This window comes from Arthrobacter sp. P4_H3 (assembly GCF_056400885.1).
In genome coordinates this window covers 217,772-235,546 of the sequence record NZ_JBFUKK010000009.1, presented here as the reverse complement: position 1 = coordinate 235,546, position 17,775 = coordinate 217,772, and the positions used below count along the sequence as shown (strand labels likewise).

At 65.2% G+C, this 17,775-nt stretch carries 18 protein-coding genes; 7 read left to right on the top strand and 11 right to left on the bottom strand.

Annotated features, from left to right (window positions below; genetic code table 11):
- Positions 1-3: 3 nt before the first annotated feature.
- The 10 genes from AC1DRE_RS14340 to AC1DRE_RS14295 form a co-directional block, all read right to left on the bottom strand.
- Entirely contained in the window at positions 4-1,026 is a 1,023-nt protein-coding gene (locus AC1DRE_RS14340) for a WXG100 family type VII secretion target (protein WP_476985226.1), read from the bottom strand.
- Between the two features lie 128 nt (positions 1,027-1,154).
- Positions 1,155-1,373 (bottom strand): NF038396 family protein, encoded by a 219-nt coding sequence (locus AC1DRE_RS14335; protein ID WP_104171996.1) that lies wholly within the window; start codon positions 1,371-1,373, stop codon positions 1,155-1,157.
- Between the two features lie 4 nt (positions 1,374-1,377).
- Entirely contained in the window at positions 1,378-1,962 is a 585-nt protein-coding gene (locus AC1DRE_RS14330) for a dihydrofolate reductase (protein WP_476985225.1), read from the bottom strand.
- Complete coding sequence (locus tag AC1DRE_RS14325) at positions 1,959-2,762, bottom strand: thymidylate synthase (RefSeq protein WP_476985224.1); 804 nt, start codon at positions 2,760-2,762, stop codon at positions 1,959-1,961. The genes AC1DRE_RS14330 and AC1DRE_RS14325 overlap by 4 nt, the downstream gene beginning before the upstream one ends.
- Positions 2,763-2,771: 9 nt before the next feature.
- Positions 2,772-3,158 carry a GntR family transcriptional regulator gene (locus tag AC1DRE_RS14320; RefSeq protein ID WP_476985223.1) on the bottom strand — a complete coding sequence of 129 codons (387 nt, stop codon included), beginning with the start codon at positions 3,156-3,158 and terminating at the stop codon, positions 2,772-2,774.
- Complete coding sequence (locus AC1DRE_RS14315) at positions 3,155-4,798, bottom strand: hypothetical protein (protein WP_476985222.1); 1,644 nt, start codon at positions 4,796-4,798, stop codon at positions 3,155-3,157. The genes AC1DRE_RS14320 and AC1DRE_RS14315 overlap by 4 nt, the downstream gene beginning before the upstream one ends.
- Before the next feature lie 105 nt (positions 4,799-4,903).
- Positions 4,904-5,908, bottom strand: a complete 1,005-nt coding sequence (locus AC1DRE_RS14310; RefSeq protein ID WP_476985221.1) for an NUDIX hydrolase — start codon at positions 5,906-5,908, stop codon at positions 4,904-4,906.
- Positions 5,909-5,918: 10 nt separating this feature from the next.
- Positions 5,919-8,168, bottom strand: coding sequence for an RNA degradosome polyphosphate kinase (locus tag AC1DRE_RS14305; protein WP_476985220.1), 2,250 nt, complete (start codon positions 8,166-8,168; stop codon positions 5,919-5,921).
- 103 nt (positions 8,169-8,271) lie between these two features.
- On the bottom strand, positions 8,272-9,243 hold the full coding sequence (gene mshD, locus AC1DRE_RS14300; RefSeq protein ID WP_476985219.1) for a mycothiol synthase: 972 nt from the start codon (positions 9,241-9,243) through the stop codon (positions 8,272-8,274).
- 276 nt (positions 9,244-9,519) lie between these two features.
- On the bottom strand, positions 9,520-10,218 hold the full coding sequence (locus AC1DRE_RS14295) for a winged helix-turn-helix transcriptional regulator (RefSeq protein ID WP_011692843.1): 699 nt from the start codon (positions 10,216-10,218) through the stop codon (positions 9,520-9,522).
- A gap of 275 nt (positions 10,219-10,493) precedes the next feature.
- Between AC1DRE_RS14295 and AC1DRE_RS14290 the strand changes: the two genes are divergently transcribed.
- The 7 genes from AC1DRE_RS14290 (at position 10,494) to AC1DRE_RS14260 (ending at position 16,776) form a co-directional block, all read left to right on the top strand.
- Positions 10,494-11,228 (top strand): permease, encoded by a 735-nt coding sequence (locus tag AC1DRE_RS14290; protein WP_476985218.1) that lies wholly within the window; start codon positions 10,494-10,496, stop codon positions 11,226-11,228.
- 167 nt (positions 11,229-11,395) lie between these two features.
- The gene (locus AC1DRE_RS14285) at positions 11,396-12,010 is read left to right on the top strand and encodes a nitrobindin family protein (RefSeq protein ID WP_476985217.1); all 615 of its coding nucleotides are present in this window, start codon (positions 11,396-11,398) and stop codon (positions 12,008-12,010) included.
- Positions 12,011-12,119: 109 nt separating this feature from the next.
- Positions 12,120-12,869, top strand: coding sequence for a flavodoxin family protein (locus tag AC1DRE_RS14280; RefSeq protein ID WP_476985216.1), 750 nt, complete (start codon positions 12,120-12,122; stop codon positions 12,867-12,869).
- A gap of 82 nt (positions 12,870-12,951) precedes the next feature.
- Positions 12,952-14,037 (top strand): CAF17-like 4Fe-4S cluster assembly/insertion protein YgfZ, encoded by a 1,086-nt coding sequence (ygfZ, locus tag AC1DRE_RS14275; protein WP_476985215.1) that lies wholly within the window; start codon positions 12,952-12,954, stop codon positions 14,035-14,037.
- Positions 14,034-14,474, top strand: a complete 441-nt coding sequence (locus AC1DRE_RS14270; RefSeq protein WP_476985214.1) for an ankyrin repeat domain-containing protein — start codon at positions 14,034-14,036, stop codon at positions 14,472-14,474. The genes ygfZ and AC1DRE_RS14270 overlap by 4 nt, the downstream gene beginning before the upstream one ends.
- A 178-nt stretch (positions 14,475-14,652) precedes the next feature.
- Complete coding sequence (locus AC1DRE_RS14265) at positions 14,653-15,216, top strand: PadR family transcriptional regulator (protein ID WP_476985213.1); 564 nt, start codon at positions 14,653-14,655, stop codon at positions 15,214-15,216.
- Positions 15,217-15,249: 33 nt separating this feature from the next.
- Entirely contained in the window at positions 15,250-16,776 is a 1,527-nt protein-coding gene (locus tag AC1DRE_RS14260) for a DHA2 family efflux MFS transporter permease subunit (RefSeq protein WP_476985212.1), read from the top strand.
- A 65-nt stretch (positions 16,777-16,841) separates the two neighbouring features.
- On the opposite strand, the gene AC1DRE_RS14255 is transcribed toward AC1DRE_RS14260, so the two are convergent.
- Positions 16,842-17,600 (bottom strand): GNAT family N-acetyltransferase, encoded by a 759-nt coding sequence (locus AC1DRE_RS14255; RefSeq protein ID WP_476985211.1) that lies wholly within the window; start codon positions 17,598-17,600, stop codon positions 16,842-16,844.
- Positions 17,601-17,775 lie beyond the last annotated feature (175 nt).

The window sequence follows — 17,775 nt, the reverse complement described above, 5'->3', positions numbered from 1 at the left end:
TTTCTAGAATCCAAAGAATTTCGATACGGCCTTTGCTCCGTCGCCCACGGCGTCACTCACGGCCTCGCCGGCATCGGCAATGGCTTCTCCGGCCGCTTCGGTACTCTGTTCGATTGCGTGTCCCGCGGCATTCCATCCCTCAGCTATGTGTCCACCCACTCCGTTGACGAAGTTCTTGACTGCGGGGACGTTGTCATAAATGGCAAGTGCGCCGCTAGCGACCATGGCCGCTGTTCCGACGGGTGGCGGGAAGAAAGATACTACTCCGAGAGCGGCCTTCGCCCCGGAGTAGTACGCGCCTCCTGTGTCCCCCGCTTGCCACTTATTCACTGCATCGAGGGTGTCAAGGCCCACACCCAGGCCACCAAGCGCATGACCGAAGCCTCCAAGAACCTTAAACGCAGAAGAGTCCGGTGCCAGATTCAGCACGTTATGGAATTTCCCGTCGAACAGATCCGACGACATGTTGAAATATCTGCTGATGGCGTTGGACTCCTGGAAAGTGTCCCAGGCAGCTTTCGTGAAGGATTGGCGGAAGCCGGCCTCGCCCATAATCGCGGCGGCGTCGAAGACGCCGGCGCGAATGTTGGGGAAGGCCTTGATTAGGTTGTACGTGTCCCAGCCTCCGCGGAAGGGGGAAGGCGAGTCATCACTGTCAGCAAGCCAGTCCGGGCCCAACCGGAACGGTTTGATATCGCCACCGGTAGCGCCGCCCGAACCGGCGCCTCCTGTGCCCGGCCTGTCGCCGTCGCCGCCGTTGCTGGCCTTCTCCTGCTCCTCGGCCTGGGTCAGCAGCTTCTTCGACTCCTGCTTGAGGGCCAACGCTGTTCTCTGAATGAGGGCACGGTGGCTGCTGTTCCAGTCGGACCGGAAGGTGACTGCGTCCTGACCCTTCCACGCGGGGTTGTTGTTGATCTGGTTGCTCAGCTGTGTTGACTGCTGAAGCAGGCTGTCGGATGTTTTGCCGAACTGCTGCGCCAGAGTTCGCAGCTGGGCAACATCCGCGCCCCACAAGTTTCCTGCCACAAGGCATCCCCCCAAAAGTTCTGAGCTGCGGATAATCGTCAAGCTGCTCGCATGACTCTAGTGGCTAAACGGCAGTGCCCGCGATGGGCTGCTCTCCCCATGGTGAAGGCAACCCGCCGCCTTTGCCGCTACTCGGCGTCGTGCTGCTCCAGCACCGCTGCCTTGCGGAGGCGCAGCGCGTAGACGGCCCCGAACGCGAACGCCTGGGTGACCACCACCAGCACGATGGCGCCGGCGATCTTGTTGCCGCCCAGGATCATGGTGAGCCCCACGATCGCGGAGAGCAGAGCCAGCAGCGGGAGCAGCATGTAGCCCAGGACAAAGAGTGTTTCCGGCTTCTTCAGCATGCTCCTAGCCCTCAGTCCGGCGCCACATGGTGAACCGGTACCGTGTACCGCTGGTGGACGTCAGCCAGCCGGTGGCCGGTTCGCTCGCGGCCAGCTTCCACTCGAAGCCGAGGTCGGGCGCATAAGTGTCGCCCTCGGTCTCGGAATCGATGAACGTCACTACCGCGACGTTGGCGATGTCCAGGGTCTGCGCAAAGATTTCCCCGCCGCCCAGCACCCACACCGTTTCATGGCCGGGAGCGAACTGCGACTCCAGCAGGGCGTCGTCGAGCGACTTCACCGCGAGGGCGCCCTCCGCCTCGGCGGTATCGCCCCAGCCTTCCTGCCGCGTCACCACAATGTTGGTGCGCCCCGGCAGGGGACGGTACTTGTCCGGGAAGGACAGCCAGGTCTTGCGGCCCATGATCACCGGGTGCCCGTTGGTGAGCCGGGTGAAATGCTTCATGTCCTCGGGCAGGTGCCACGGCATGTCGCCGTCCTTGCCGATTACGCCTGCCGTGGTCTGGGCCCAGACAAGCCCCACTCCGGTGGTGTCGTCGGCAATTTTTTCAGTGAAGGCCAGGGGATCCATGGCGTTGTCGGTGCTCATACTGCGATCGGCGCCTTAATCGTAGGGTGGTGCTGGTAGCCGACGACTTCGAAGTCTTCCAGCGTGTAGTCGAAAATCGTGTCCGGCTTGCGCAGGATCTTCAGCTGCGGGTACTCGTACGGCTCCCGCTTCAGCTGCTTGAGGACCTGGTCCATGTGGTTGTCGTAGATGTGCACGTCCCCGCCGGTCCAGACGAACTCACCCGGCTCCAGGCCCACCTGCTGCGCCAGCATGCATGTCAGCAGCGCATAGGAGGCGATGTTAAACGGGACGCCCAGGAACGTGTCCGCGGAGCGCTGGTACAGCTGGCAGGACAGCTTGCCGTCCGCAACGTAGAACTGGAAGAAGGCGTGGCACGGGGGCAGTGCCATGTCCTGGAGCTCGGCGACATTCCATGCGGAGACGATGTGCCGGCGCGAGTCCGGGTTGGACTTCAGGTTCTCCACCAGTTCGGCGATCTGGTCGATGTGGCCGCCGTCGGGCGTCGGCCAGCTGCGCCACTGGACACCGTAAACGGGGCCGAGTTCGCCGTCGGCATCTGCCCATTCGTTCCAGATGGTGACACCCTGGTCCTGCATCCACTTCACGTTGGTCTCGCCGCGCAGGAACCACAGCAACTCGACGGCCACGGACTTGAAATGCACCCGCTTGGTGGTGACCAGCGGGAAGCTTTGGCTCAGGTCAAAGCGCATCTGGCGTCCAAACACGCTGAGCGTGCCGGTGCCGGTGCGGTCTGATTTGTGCGTGCCGTTGGCAAGGACGTCACGCAGGAGGTCTTCATAGGGCGTTGGAATGCTCACCGTCCCAGTCTACTGATGGCCGAGCCGCACGCGCAGAATGCCCTGGAGCGTGCCGTCATCAAGGCCCGCCGCGCGGCCTTCCGTGATGTAACGGTCGACGGCGGCCACGACGTCCGCGTTGACGGCGCCACCGGGCGGCAGACCGTCGTCGGGCATTCCGACGATGACGGTGCCGTTCCGCCGCCGCGTCTCGAGCAGGCCGGCCTGCTCGAGTTCCTTGTAGGCCCGTGCCACTGTGCCCGCCGCGATGCCCAGGTCCGCGGCAAGGCTGCGCACTGTGGGCAGCCGGGTTCCGGCGGTCAGCGAGCCCACGGCTATCAGCGAAGAGATCTGGGTGCGGATCTGCTCGTAAGGCGGCGTTGCCGAGCCGAGGTCCACGGAAATGCCCGCCGTCATGTGATGGCTTCCCTGTCGGGCAGGGGAGCGGGCCGGGAGCCGGATCCCGCGAGGGCACGCACCGGCACGAGTGCCGTCACAATCGCAGCACAGGCCAGGACGGCACCGGCGAGGGAAGCGGGCCACCAGGGGGTGGTCGGCATAAACGCCACGCCGAACGCAGCGGCCCACGCTTGGCTGTTCATGAGTAAAACCATGGCCGCCTGCGCCATGAACATGGCCGAAAGTATCCGGACAATCCGGTAGACAGTGATGGCCCGCAGGGCGGCGTCCAGGCCCGGGGGAGCGTCCGGTATTCCGTGCCGGCGTCGCGTGGCGAAGAAAGCCGGGAGCGCCAGGATCACCCCGGCGGCGCTGAGGACTGCGGGGGGCAGCCACCCCCCGTCGCGGCCAATGAGGGAGTTTCCGGACGCTGATACAACGAGCGTTGTCACGAACACGAGCACTGCCAGGATCGCGGTAGCGAACAAGGCCGGAGGCACCGGCTGCCGGGGCCAGGTGCGGGGCTGATCCGTGCCGGCGTAGTTGCGCTGCAGCAGGAGTTCACCCGCGGCGAGGACCAAAAGTATCAGCGCGGTCACCAGGGAAACGAATGCGGGTGGCCCGTAGCCGGCAGGCGCGGCCATTATCGCGGGTACGAGGAAGACTCCGGCGAGGAGCGGCAGGGCCGCGGCGACACCGAGGGCGGCGCCGACCGAGGAGACCAGCCGGGCAGCGGGGTGCGACCTTCCGGCCGGCGTCGCAAGCTTCGCCTGCTGGCCTGTGGGCCCGGCCAGTTTCGGCGGTGCCCAGACCAACATGGCCAGCAGGACTGCCATACCCACAAGACCTGCGACGTTGGTCCACGACGTGCTGCCGATGGCGGGGTCCGGCCGGGCGGCAAAGTTGCCGGCGATGACTGCCAGGCCCGATGCCACGGTTGCCACCGTGCGCAGGAGCCGGTTCATGGCAATCGTCCGGAGCAATGAGTTGTCGTGGTCCGTCAGCGGCTCGAGCTGCCTGCGGTGGGAGATCAGCAGCAGCACCACGCACGTGCCCGCGGCCAGGACAACCAGCGCCGCTCCCAGCCAGGTGGCCAATTCGATGCCGGCGATCCGCCCGTCGCCGCCGATGGTCCTGAATCCTTCCGCATCCTCCTGGGCTGACCCGTAGGGCATCGGTGCGTACGCTGGAAGCGTGGCCGTCCAGGCGATGAAAAGCGCCGCAGCCGTGAAGATGGCCAGGGTTGTCCACGCCAGCGGCCGCGGAAGGAAATCGCGGATCTTCCGCACGTGGAGGCTTGCCTTGCGGCGGAGGCGCTTGGGGCGCGGATAGCTGACCTGGCCGATGGCATGGATCCCGAGGACGCCAAGGATGGGCCAGGCCAGTGCCGGGATGATTGTCTCCGGTGTCACCAGGAAAGGTCCGATGACGGGGCTGTTAGTTCTGCCGGCCGGGATGATGCCGATGTTCATGGCACCCTGCAGTGAACTGGCCATCCAGCCGATGACCCCGACCCACAGCGCGTGCTGGGAAACCGTTTCGGGTGATGCGCCCATCCTGGGCTCCCACACCACCCACCTCAGGATGAGATAGAGAACGACGGCGGCGACCAGCGGTCCCAGCAGCAGCATCGGTGGCAGTTCGAATCGGACCGGCATAATCCCCCCAGATTTTTGCATCAATGTACTGAGTATTTGATACAAAGACCTGGGGGTCAAACCTACGCACTACTTGGCGTGGCGGGCGGGCGCCGGAACGCCCCGCTAATCGTCGAAGGGCCTGAACTGTTCCACTGCGACGATTTTGTGGTTGCTGCCGCGGGCCACGTGGCACACGATGATCTCACCCGGAGCCAGGTAGGGGTCGGAGGACGGCAGGAGCGCCCGCAGCCGGCCGTTCATGTGCTCGCCGAGCTGCTTGATGACCGTAGGCAGTGCGGGGCGGTGGGTGCACAGGGCAATGGCGCGCTGTTTATCGAAGAGTGATTCGACGACACCAGCGGTCTTCTTGGGGTTACGGGCGTGGCGGTGCTCCGTCAGGGCATCGTGCAGTTTCACCTTGGCTTCGGCGGACTTGGCGTACGGTGCAATCGTGGCCACGCAGCGCTGCCACGGGCTCGAGTGCACGCGCATCGGCTTCCACACATGCAGCAGCCGGCGAACGGCCTGTGCCTGGCGCAATCCGGTGGCCGCGAGCGGGCGGTCGCCTTCCGCCTTGGTCCAGGAAGAGCGCGGCTTGGCCTTGGCATGGCGGACCACCAGCAGCGGCCAGGTATCCAGTTCGTTGCGGTCGTGGGCTGCCACCAGCCGCTCGAGCGGCGCCACATCACCGGGGTTGCTCAGCAGGGCGGCCGCCTTTTCCGGCGAACACCACATCACGCTGTCCACTTCCTTGCCGTCCGGACGAAGCACGGCTCCGTCCACGTCCACGGCCCAGTAATGCACTACCTTCAGGCCGGCAGACACATGGTAGTGAATGGGCGGAAGGGGAATGCCCAAAGTTGCCTTGAGCCCGATCTCCTCTTCGATCTCGCGGACGGCGCACTCAGGGATGGTCTCGCCGGCGTCGATCTTGCCCTTGGGCCACGACCAGTCGTCATAGCTTGGACGGTGAATCAGCAGGACTTCCAGTTTGTCCTTGTTGACGCGCCACGGCAAAGCGCCCGCCGCAACCACGGCAATGGGTTCGCCGGGATGGTCGGTCTGGTCGGCAACGAGCGAATCGTTTGCCGTGTCGTTGCTGACGGCGCTTGTCTCGTCACTCTTCAAGGCCAGGGTCCTACCGCCTTACCGTCGGGCGCTGGCGGGAGCGCGATGCGAGCAGCCATGACTGGACGTCTTCCAGGAGCCGGCCGTCGTCGCCGAGGTGGTGCCTGGTCCATTCGCCTTGGCTGTCCAGGTGCCAGCTGGCGGTTTCCGGGTCCATGTAGCGGCGGAGCATGTCCAGCACATAGGCGGTGTCGTCGCCGCTGGTGAGCTGGACGAGGGCTTCCACGCGCCGGTCCAGGTTGCGGTGCATCATGTCGGCGGAACCGATATAGACCACGGGGTCGCCGCCGTTGGCGAACGCGAAGACCCGCGAGTGCTCCAGGAACCGTCCCAGTACGGAGCGTACCGTGATGTTTTCGCTAAGTCCCGGGATGCCCGGGCGCAGGGAACAGATACCGCGGACGATCACGTCAACGTTCACACCGGCCTGGGATGCGCGGTAGAGCGAGTCGATGATCGCCTCGTCCACCATGGAGTTGACCTTGATCTGTACCCTGGCGGAGATGCCGGCCTTGGCGTTGCGGATTTCCTTCTCGATGCGGTCGATAAGTCCCGAACGCACGGAACGGGGCGCCACAAGGAGCCGCTTGAAGGTGGACTTCGGGGCATAGCCGGAGAGCTGGTTGAAGAGCTTGGAAAGGTCCTCGCCCACCTGCTCGTTGGAGGTCAGCAGCCCGAGGTCCTCGTAGTAGCGCGCCGTGCGCGGGTGGTAGTTGCCTGTGCCGATGTGGCAGTAGCGCCGCAGGCCATCCACTTCCTGGCGGACCACGAGGGACAGCTTGCAGTGGGTCTTCAGGCCCACGATGCCATACACAACGTGCACGCCGGCCTGCTCCAGTTTCCGGGCCCAGGAAATGTTGGCCTGTTCGTCGAACCGGGCCTTGATCTCCACCAGGGCCAGCACCTGCTTGCCTGCCTCCGCGGCGTCGATGAGGGCGTCGACGATGGGGGAGTCGCCCGAGGTGCGGTACAGGGTCTGCTTGATGGCCTGCACCTTCGGGTCCGCCGCGGCCTGTTCCAGGAAAGCCTGGACGGAGGTGGAGAAGGAATCGTAAGGGTGGTGCAGGAGGATGTCCCGACGGCGCATGGCGGCAAACACGTTCGCCGCCTTGGACGTTTCCGATTCATTCAGGTACCGCGAGGTGTGCGGCACATGCTTGGGGTAGTGCAGGTCCGCGCGGTCGATCCCGGCAATGACGGACAATCCGCGGAGGTCCAGCGGGGCAGGAACGGAGTAGACCTCGGACTCCTCCACGCCCAGTTCGCGGATCAGCAGGGCCCGGATGTTCGGATTGATGTCGTTGGTGACCTCGAGGCGCACGGGCGGGCCGAACCGGCGGCGCAGCAGTTCCTTCTCGAGCGCCTGCAGCAGGTTCTCGGCGTCGTCCTCTTCGACCTCGACGTCCTCGTTTCGGGTGACGCGGAAGGTGTGGTGCTCCAGGACCTCCATGCCGGCGAACAGCTGGTCCAGGTGGACTGCGATGACCTCTTCCAGTGCGATGAACCGGGCCACCCGGCCGGGCACGGATCCGGCACGCGGGCCGTCGATGGAGATGAGGCGCGGCAACTGGTCCGGAACCTTGACTCGGGCGAACAGCTCCTTGTCGCTGACCGGGTTGCGCACCACCACGGCCAGGTTCAGGGACAGCCCCGAGATGTAGGGGAACGGGTGTGCGGGGTCCACCGCGAGGGGCGTCAGGATGGGGAAGACCTTCTCCGCGAACATGGCGCTGAGCTGGTCCTTGGCCTGGTCATCCAGTTCGTCCCAGTGCATGAGGTGGATGTGCTCGTAGGCGAGGGCGGGCCGGATCTGTTCGGCGTAGACCCGCGCGTGGCGCTGCTGGAGCCGGTGGGCGGCTTCGCCGATCTGGTCCAGAACCTGCATGGGGCTCAGGCCGGCCGGGGACGGTACAGCCAGTCCTGTGGCGATGCGGCGCTTCAGGCCGGCAACTCGGACCATGAAGAACTCGTCCAGGTTGGAGGCAAAGATGGACAGGAAACTGACCCGCTCCAGGAGATAGAGGTTCGGGTCCTCGGCAAGTTCCAGCACACGCGAATTGAAGGCCAGCCAGCTGAGCTCACGGTCCAGGAACCGGTCCGGGCTGATGTCGCCTTCCGGCTCAAGGTTGGGAGCGAACTCGGGGATGTCGATCCGGTCCTGCGTGGCACGGGAGGCCGGTACCTCGGAGGACCCGAAGCGGGCGCGCGCTGGCCGCACCTTAGCTCCAGACGTGGCTGTCCCGGCTGATTCCGGTTGCATGGTCTCTCCTTTTACTGGCGCGGTTTACCTTCAACCTTACAAGCATTCGATTCGGGGGATATGTAGATTTCCTGAACCGTCCCGCATGCGTCAGCCGATTGGATTAACCGGCATTTAAGGGTCCATACATAACGTCCGCATCCCATCGTGTGAAGCCGAGCCTGCGGTAGAGCGAAACGGCCGGAGCGTTGTCGGCATCCGTGTACAGCATGACCGCGTGGAGGCCCTTGTCCTGGAGGTATTTGATGCCTGCCACAGTGAGGGCTTTGCCGAGTCCCATGCCCTGGGCCTCGGGGGCCACGCCTACCACGTACACCTCGCCCATCGCCGGGTGGCTGCCGTGACGGGGGTGCACCTTGGTCCAGTGGAACCCGAGGATCCGCCCGGACGGGTCGACGGCCAGGAGGAAGCCGGCCGGATCGAACCAGTCCTCGGCCATCCGTGCCGAGAGGTCCTGCCGTGTCATGTTTCCCTGCTCGGGGTGGTGGGAGAAGGCGGCCTTGTTGGCTGCAAGCCAGGCCTCTTCATCCTGGCCGGGCACGAAGGCGCGCAGGGTGACGCCGGCAGGGAGGGCGGCGTCGGGGAGCTCCGCGTCAGAAGCAGTGAGCCGCATCTTCCACAGTTCCCGGATGGGGCCGTACCCGTACTTGGCTGCGAGGTCTGCCGCGGCCTCATGGTTTCCGTGGGACCAGGCCTTGAGCCCGGCGAAGCCGCGGGATGCCTTGAGTGTGGCCACGAGCCTGTCCGCCACCCCCTGGTTCCGGTAGCTGGGGTGAACTGCCACCTCGAGCACGCCGGTGCCGTCCGCTTCCTCAATCACCACCGCAAATCCGGCAAGGTCCTGGGCAGTGGCAGGGTCCGAATCCTCGTCCGGCGCGTAGAGGGCCAGGGCCAGCAGCGAATGGCTGCCTGACTCGCCGGCACGGAGCGTCACAAAGGTCTGTTCGGACAGCGGCGGGTTGCCGTCCGACTCTTCGGCGGCTGCAGCGAGGGCGGTGAAATCCCTCAGCAGTTCCTCATCCACTTCGCCTTTGACGACGAGCACGGGCCAGTTTTCGGGATGCGCAGGACTCATGGAGTAAAGGCTATACGGCCCGTCTGGCTGGCGGAGGAATTGGGTGCCGATTTGATGCCGCGGGATCCGGCACGTATAGTCATTACCTGTTCCGGCTTCCTGAAGCGGGATTTGAGGGGGATCCACCACTGGGGTGGCCTCGATACGTTCGACCCGTATGTCCTCCACCATCGGCGTAAAAGCCCAACAAGAAGCCCCGGACCAGTGGTCCGGGGCTTCGTCGTTTCCAACATTGTGCGGGGCGGCCGTTACCCGGCCTGCAGTCGTGCGGGCCGGCTACGCCTCCGTCAGCTCTTCCTCGGGCTGGCGCACCAGGGTCAGGCGGTAGCCGACGTTGCGGACCGTGCTGATCAGGTTTTCGTGGTCCGCGCCCAGCTTGGCCCGCAGTCGCCTGACGTGGACGTCCACTGTGCGGGTGCCTCCGTAGTAGTCATAGCCCCACACCTCGGTGAGCAGCTGCTGGCGGGTGAAAACCCGGCCCGGGTGCTGCGCCAGGTACTTCAGGAGTTCGAATTCCTTGAAGGTAAGGTTCAGCGGAGCACCGTTGACCCTGGCCGTGTAGCTGGCTTCGTCGATGACGACGCCGGCGGCGCGGATTTCGGTGGGAAGGTCCTCTTTCTCCGGCACGGCACGTGCGACAGAGAGCCGGATCCTGGCTTCGACTTCAGCCGGACCTGCTGAGTCCAGCAGGATGTCATCGACGGCCCAGGCCGAGGACACGGCCGCCATGCCGCCTTCGGTGAGGATCAGCATCAGGGGTGCGCTGAGCCCGGTGGCCTTGAGCAACTGGGTCAGGGACCGTGCTCCCACCAGGTCCTTGCGGGCGTCCAGGAGCACAACATCGCAGGGGTCAGTTTCCAGCAGCGCTGTTGGCTCGGCCGGCAGGATATGTACCCGGTGGTTCAGTAGTTCCAAGGCAGGCAGAATGTCCACCGAGGATCCGGTGCTGTTCGTCAGTAGCAGGATGTGCGACATTGTTCCTCCAAGGGGCTGTCCGCGCATCATTGGGCGTCTGAACCGGGCTTTCACCGGCCGGTACTGGCTGCCCGCGTCGGTGGTGGCCAGCCGGAAATCCGGCCGGGTCCGCGACCTCCGAAGGAAGCGTAGCTGAGCTTTGAGTATACCTAATCGACCCTTAACGGACACTGATCCGGCCGCTTTCAGTTCACGTTTTGCGACATAAGCAGGTCATATAGGGCAGGATTGGACCCAGCGAGATGACGTCAGCAGAGAGTGAGCGCGGGTAAACAGTGAAGCCGTGGACCATCGGAACCATCGGGCTGGCCGGGCTTGCTGTATTTGTCGGCGGGGCCTACACCTCGCCGGAAGTCCTGCTCGGTGTTGCCATTCTGGCGGCATTGGCCGTCGGAATCGGCTGGCCCCATTTCCTGGGCATTCCCGCCAAGAAAACCCTTGCGGCAATCATCGGGCTCCCTGGTGCGGGCTCGGCCGTGGCTGCCACCTACGTCCCGGCACCGGGTTTCCTTGACTGGACGCCGGCCTTCATTGCCGCAGGTGTCATGGCTGTGTTCCTCATGCAGCTGATGCGGGGCACCGGCCAGGCCCAGCGGCTGGAGTCGACACTGGGCTCGAGCGCCGGAGTGCTGCTGTCCTGTCTCGGTGCAGGGTGGATCGCGGCATCGAGGTTCAACGGAGTCAAGGAAATGCTGCTCGTGGCCGGCATCAGTGCGGCCTTTGCCTTGCTGGCAGGACTCATCCGCTGGCCTGACCGGATCGTGGCGCCCCTGGGCATTGTGCTGGCGGGCCTGACGGCGCCGCTGGCCGGCCTGATCTTCTCGAACATCGCCGTAATACCCGCCGCCGTGGTGGGAGTTGTGGTGGGTGCGGTTCTGGTCAGCCTGCGCAGGCTGGTTATACTCCGCGGGGACGCAATTAACATTCCTGCCGCCATTGGCATGGGCCTTGCGCCCGTGGCCGCGGTGGGTTCGCTCGCCTACTTCATAGACAAACTACTCATCTACTAACGCGTTAGGATGGCATCATGTCCGTACTTGCATTTGAGATTTTCTTCCTTGTCCTGCTTGGCATTGCCAGCCTTTCCATGGCCTGGTTCGCGGGTTTTGTGGTTTACCGCCTGTTCAAGGGTCAGAAGTAATACCAGCCCAGCTGGTTGTCTGCAGAGGTAGTTACTGTGCCGATTGAAATTCCTACAGACCTCACTCCCGAGCTCGTCCCGTTATCCTGGCTCATTGGTGAGTGGGAGGGCAGCGGACGGCTGGGAGCCGGCGAGGAGGATTCCGAGCACTTCTTCCAGCGGGTGTCTTTCACGCACAACGGCCTGCCGTACCTCCAGTACCGCGCCGAGAGCTGGCTCACCGACGACGAAGGCACCAAGCTGCGGCCACTGACGGTCGAGACCGGCTTTTGGGCGCTGGAGCGGAAGCAGCGTGAGGAAGACGGCGGGCCCGGCCTGATTCCGGCGGACATCGTTCCCGTCCTGAAGAGCGCCGACGAAGTCGAGGCATTGCGCAACAGCGACGGCGGCTTCGACATCTCAGTTTCCATTTCGCATCCCGGCGGGATCTCCGAGCTGTACTACGGGCAGATCAAAGGCCCCCAAATCCAGCTGAGCACCGACATGGTGATGCGGGGCAGCCACTCGAAGGAGTACACGGCAGCCACCCGGATTTTCGGACTGGTGGACGGAAAGCTTCTCTGGCGCTGGGACGTTGCCACCGGAAAGGGCTCCACACCCGGCGCCGGACTGGAAGCCCACGCTTCGGCCATCCTGAGCAAGGCATCGTAGAGCCAAGCGCTGCAGCGCACGGCAGAGTAGGCGCATCAGGCCGGTCCAAACAGCCGGCCGTAGGTCTCACTGATTTTTGTTGTCCGCAACGAGTGCAGGGAGCAAGACCGTGAACAGCCAGCAGCCAGGCCCTGGTAGGCCAGATCAGCGAATTAAGGCAAACTACGGCGACCTCAAGGCCGTCTTCTTCAACGGCACCCTCAAGAAATCTCCGGAGATCAGCAACACAGAGGGCCTGATTGAGGTCAGCCGCCTGATCATGGAGAAGCAGGGCGTCACCACCCGCGTGATCCGGACCGTCGACCACGACATCGCGAGCGGGGTGTACCCGGACATGCGCGAGCACGGCTGGGCCACCGACGAATGGCCGGAACTGTACCCTGCGGTCAAGGAAGCGGACATCGTGGTGGTGGCCGGACCTATCTGGCTCGGCGACAACTCCTCCCAGACAAAAAAGCTGATCGAGCGCCTTTACGCGCACTCCGGGCAACTGAATGAGAAAGGCCAATGGGCCTTCTACCCCAAGGTGGGCGGCTGCCTTATTACCGGCAACGAAGACGGCATCAAGCATTGCTCGATGAACGTCCTGTACAGCCTCCAGCACGTCGGCTTCACCATTCCGCCGCAGGCTGATGCAGGGTGGATCGGGCCGGTAGGACCGGGCCCGAGCTACCTGGACGAGGGATCCGGAGGCCCGGAGAGCGACTTCACCAACCGCAACACAACGTTCATGACGTGGAACCTGCTGCACTTCGCGCGGATGCTCAAGGACGCCGGCGGGATTCCGGGGTACGGCAACCTGCCGGAGGAATGGAAGGCCGGTACCCGGTTCGACTTCGAAAACCCCGAGTACCGCTAAACCCGCCGTCCGCGCCAACCACTGCCGGCGGCCGGGCTTGCCGGTGCCGGAATACCTGCCCACTTAAGGATGTTCCCTTCATATGACTACCAAGAGCCCCCTGTTGTCGCGCCCTGGCGCCGTCGAGGCCGGCGGTGCAGACTCCGGCGTCGCGTCGCATTACGGTGAGCCGCTGCGGGAGCAGCGGGCGCTGGCAGCCGGAACCGCCGTCGTCGACCTTTCCCATCGTGGTGTGGTCACCGTCTCCGGTCCGGACCGCCTGAGCTGGCTCAACACCCTCTCTTCCCAGCAGGTCACCAACCTTGCCCCGGGCGAGTCCAGCGAACTGCTGCTGCTCAGCATCCACGGACGCATCGAGTTCGACGCGCGGGTGGTTGACGACGGCGGGACCACCTGGCTGATTGTGGAGGCCGCCGAAGCGGCGCCGCTGGCAGAGTGGCTGAACCGGATGAAGTTCATGCTCCGCGTCGAGATCGCGGATGCTTCCGAGGAGTGGGCGGTCCTGGGGACCACCCGGCGGGTGGAGGAATGGTCGGACCTGTTGGTGTGGGAAGACCCCTGGCCGCATGTGGGTGCCGGCGGCTACGCCTACTCCGTGGTCGGGGAAGAATCACACCCCGGCATGGAGCGGCCCTGGTTCGAATACCTGGTGCCGGCCACAGAACTCGAGGCGACCGTGGGTGACCGGCCACTGGCCGGCGTCTGGGCAGCGGAAGCGCTCCGTGTCGCCGCGTGGCGCCCCCGTCTTGGCGCCGAAACCGATGACAAGACCATCCCGCACGAGTTGGACCTCCTGCGCACCGCGGTGCACCTGACGAAGGGGTGCTACAAGGGCCAGGAGACGATCGCCCGCGTGCACAACCTGGGCCATCCGCCGCGCCGCCTGGTCTTCCTCCAGTTGGACGGCTCCCAGCACACGCTTCCCGCTGTGGGGAGCGAGGTGCGGCTGGGAGAGCGCAAGGTGGGAACAGTGACCTCCGTGGTTCAGCACTACGAAATGGGTCCCGTGGCACTGGCAGTCATAAAGCGTTCAGTCTCCCCGGATGAAATACTGACGGTCGTAGACGGCGATGAACCATACACGGCCGCGCAGGAAGTCATTGTGGCTCCCGACGCCGGCCAGGTGGTGGGCCGCCAGACCGGCTTCCTGAAGGGAACACACCGATGACAGACAATGCACGGCACACCGCCTCAGGGCACACCGCCTCAGGGCACAATCCAGCTGCTGGACCTGACGACGACACCCTCGCCCTGGCCCATGCGCTCTTTGACGCGGCACGGCAGGGCGACGCTGCACTGCTGGGCAGCTACCTTGATGCCGGGGCACCGGCCAACATGACCAATGCGTCGGGGGACTCCCTGCTGATGCTGGCGGCGTACCACGGCCACGCCCCCGCGGTTCAGCTGCTGCTGCGGCACGGTGCGGACGCCAACGCCGTCAACGACCGCGGGCAGACGCCCCTCGCAGGGGCAGCCTTCAAGGGTTACACGGACGTGGCAGAGGCGCTGCTGGGCGCGGGAGCCGACCCCGACGCCGGGACGCCCTCGGCACGTGCGGCGGCAGAGATGTTTGCCCGGACCGAAATCCAGGCCCTGTTGGGCTGAACGCACTGCCTGGCAGGGAAGCCGGCGCCAGACGGCGGCACCGCCTGAAAGCCCGTGGGTCACCGGACCCGCGGGCTTTCTTGCGCCCTAATATTCCATGTGGAATAGTTGAAGCGGAATAATGGCGGTTTAGCCGCCGAACAACACTGCGCTGTCGGATTACAGGGGGACCGGAACCATGCCACGAGCAGCTCCGCTGACGCCGCTCGGCATCTCGGCCCTCTCCCTGCTGGTGGAGGAGCCGATGCATCCGTACGAGATGTACCAGCTGCTGATGGCCAGGCATGAAGACCGGCTGGTCAAGGTGCGCCCCGGTACGCTCTATCACGCCGTCGGCCGGCTGGAGCAACGCGGGCTGGTGGAAACGGCCGGCACCGACCGGGAGGGCAACCGGCCGGAACGGACGACGTACCGGATCACACCCGCGGGCCGGGAGGCCCTGACGGCGCGCCTGCAGGACATGCTTGCCGAACCGGTCAACGAATATCCGTGGTTCCCGCTGGCCGTCGCCGAGGCCTACAACCTTCCCGCCGCCCTCGTTGTGGAACTCCTGGACCGCAGGCTGGCGCTGCTGCAGGAACAACTCGAGTTCCTGGAAAGAGGGGAGGCGGCCGTCCTGAAGAAGGACGTGGCTCGCAAGTACTGGATCGACCTCGAGTACCAACAGACCATGCTGGGGTCCGAAATGGGCTGGATACGCAGCCTGCAGGACCAGCTCCGCTCCGGGGAACTCCCATGGTAGCGGAACACACACCACCACACCCGAAGGATTCACATGGAAAACGTAGCTAGGCCGTGGCCCGCCCTTTGGTCCCTGGTGATCGGCTTCTTCATGATCCTGATCGACACCACCATCGTCTCGGTCGCCAACCCCCGGATCATGGAAGGCCTGAACGCCGACATCAATTCTGTCATCTGGGTGACCAGCGCCTACCTGCTGGCCTACGCCGTGCCGCTGCTGATCACCGGCAGGCTGGGCGACAGGTTCGGACCCAAGAAGCTCTACCTGACGGGCCTTGTGGTCTTTACCCTCGCGTCCCTGTGGTGCGGCCTGTCCGGTGACGTCCAGACCCTCATCCTGGCCCGCGTGATCCAGGGCTTTGGTGCTGCGATCATGACTCCGCAGACCATGGCGGTCATCACCCGGATCTTCCCGCCGGACCGGCGCGGTGCGGCCATGGGCATCTGGGGCGCGACAGCCGGCGTCGCCACCCTGGTGGGACCGATCCTCGGCGGTGTCCTGGTGGACGGCCTGGGCTGGGAGTGGATCTTCTTCATCAACGTGCCCGTCGGCATAGCCGGCTTCATCCTGGCCCTGCGATTCGTTCCGTCGCTGACCACGCACCCGCACAAGTTCGACATCCCCGGGGTGCTGCTCAGCGCCGTCGGGCTCTTCCTGCTCGTGTTCGGCATCCAGGAAGGCGAGACCTACAACTGGGGCACCATCACCGGTCCTATCACCGTCTGGGGCCTGATCATCGCCGGCCTTGCCGTGCTGGTGGGGTTCGTCCTGTGGCAGCGTTTCAACAAGGGCGAGCCGCTCCTGCCGCTCTCGCTGTTCAAGGACCGCAACTTTTCGCTTGCCAACCTGGGAATCACCACGGTGGGCTTCACGGTGACGGCCTTTGGCCTCCCGCTGATCTTCTACTATCAGGTGGTCCGCGGGCTGACTCCCACGCAGTCGGCCCTGATGATGATCCCGATGGCGTTGATTTCAGGCGGCCTCGCGCCGGTGGTTGGCAAGATCATCGACCGCGTGAACCCGAAATACATCACCGCCGGAGGCCTGGCACTGATGGCCGTGGCGCTGTTCTGGAATTCAGCGCTGATGCACCCGGACACGCCGATCTGGCTCTTCCTGCTGCCCAGCGCCGTGCTCGGCTTCGCCAACGCGGGCATCTGGGCGCCGCTGAGCTCCACTGCCACGCGCAACCTGCCGCCCCGGCAGGCCGGGGCGGGCGCCGGGGTTTACAACACCACTCGGCAGATCGGCGCCGTGCTGGGCAGCGCGGCCATTGCCGTCCTGATGCAGGCGCGGCTGGCCGAGGAGCTTCCGGCGGCGCCCGGCGGTGCCTCGGGGGAGGCCGGCCTGAGTTTCGGCGGCCAGCTTCCGGAAGCCCTGCACGAAGGATTCTCGACGGCGATGGGACAGTCCATCATGTTGCCGGCGGCAGTGATTGTGCTTGGTGCGGCCGTGGCGCTGTTCTTCGCAAAGCCCAAGCCGGTGGAAAACTGGGGCGGCTCCGCGGCCCCGGCGCCGGACGCCGCGGCGGCCAAATCAGCGCAGGCCAAGTCCGTCTAAGCGTGCACGGCTGAACGGGTTGGGCTGGCCGGGTTGGGCTGGCCGGGTTGGGCTGGCCCGGCCGGTCAGCCCAGCCGGACCGTGGTGTGGATGCCGCCGGTAGCGAATCCGAGGCTGCGTGCGATGGCCAGGGCTCCTTTGTTGCTGACATCCGAACGCCACTGCAGGGTAAGCCCGGCTGCAAGCGCCTCATGGGCCGCGATGGACGCCGCAAGCGAGCCAAGTCCACGGCGGCGCCAGTCAGGATCCACGAGGACCCCCATGTGGGCGAGGATGCCTTCCCACTCGGTATAGGCGCCGCAGGCCACCGGAACTTTGGCGCCGTGGTCATCGCGCATGATGGTGTACCGGTGGTCGAGGTCGGACAACCCGACCTCGTTGACGTCGTCGGGCGGACACATGCCCTCCAGCTCAATGGCTTCGGGGTTGCCGCGCGAGACCGTGAGTTCCTCCGCCGGCTGGAGCAGGGGGAGATCGTCCGCGAAGAAGAGGGCGGCCGCGCCCTGCCCGTGCCCGCCGTGTTGACGTGTGATGGTCAAAAGGGTTACGTGCTGGGCGAGCTCCTCATCAGGAATGCCCTCGGCGGCGTCCAGGGCCCACTGCGGTCCCACGAGGGCCGAGGCCCCGAAGAGGCGCACGAAATCAACTGACTTCCGGGATTCGTCCGCGCGGGTGATCCGGGCAGCGCCGGCAGGCGAGCCGGCTCCCGAAGCGACGGCATCGGCGTCGAGCTTCCGGGCTTCGGCGAACGCTCCGTCATCGAGGCCCAGGCGGCGGGCCCAGGCCAGCTGGATGATGTCTGCGGAACCGGCGTCGAGAGTCATGCCTCAACCCTACCCAGCGGGGGCCCGACCCGGCGGAGGAAAGCGCGAACGGACACTTGGGGCCCGTCCCCAAAGCGCGAACGGACAGTTGGGGCCCGTCCCCAAAGCGCGAACGGACAGTTGGGGCCCGTCCCCAAAGCGCGAACGGACAGTTGGGGCCCGGCGGAGGGCCACA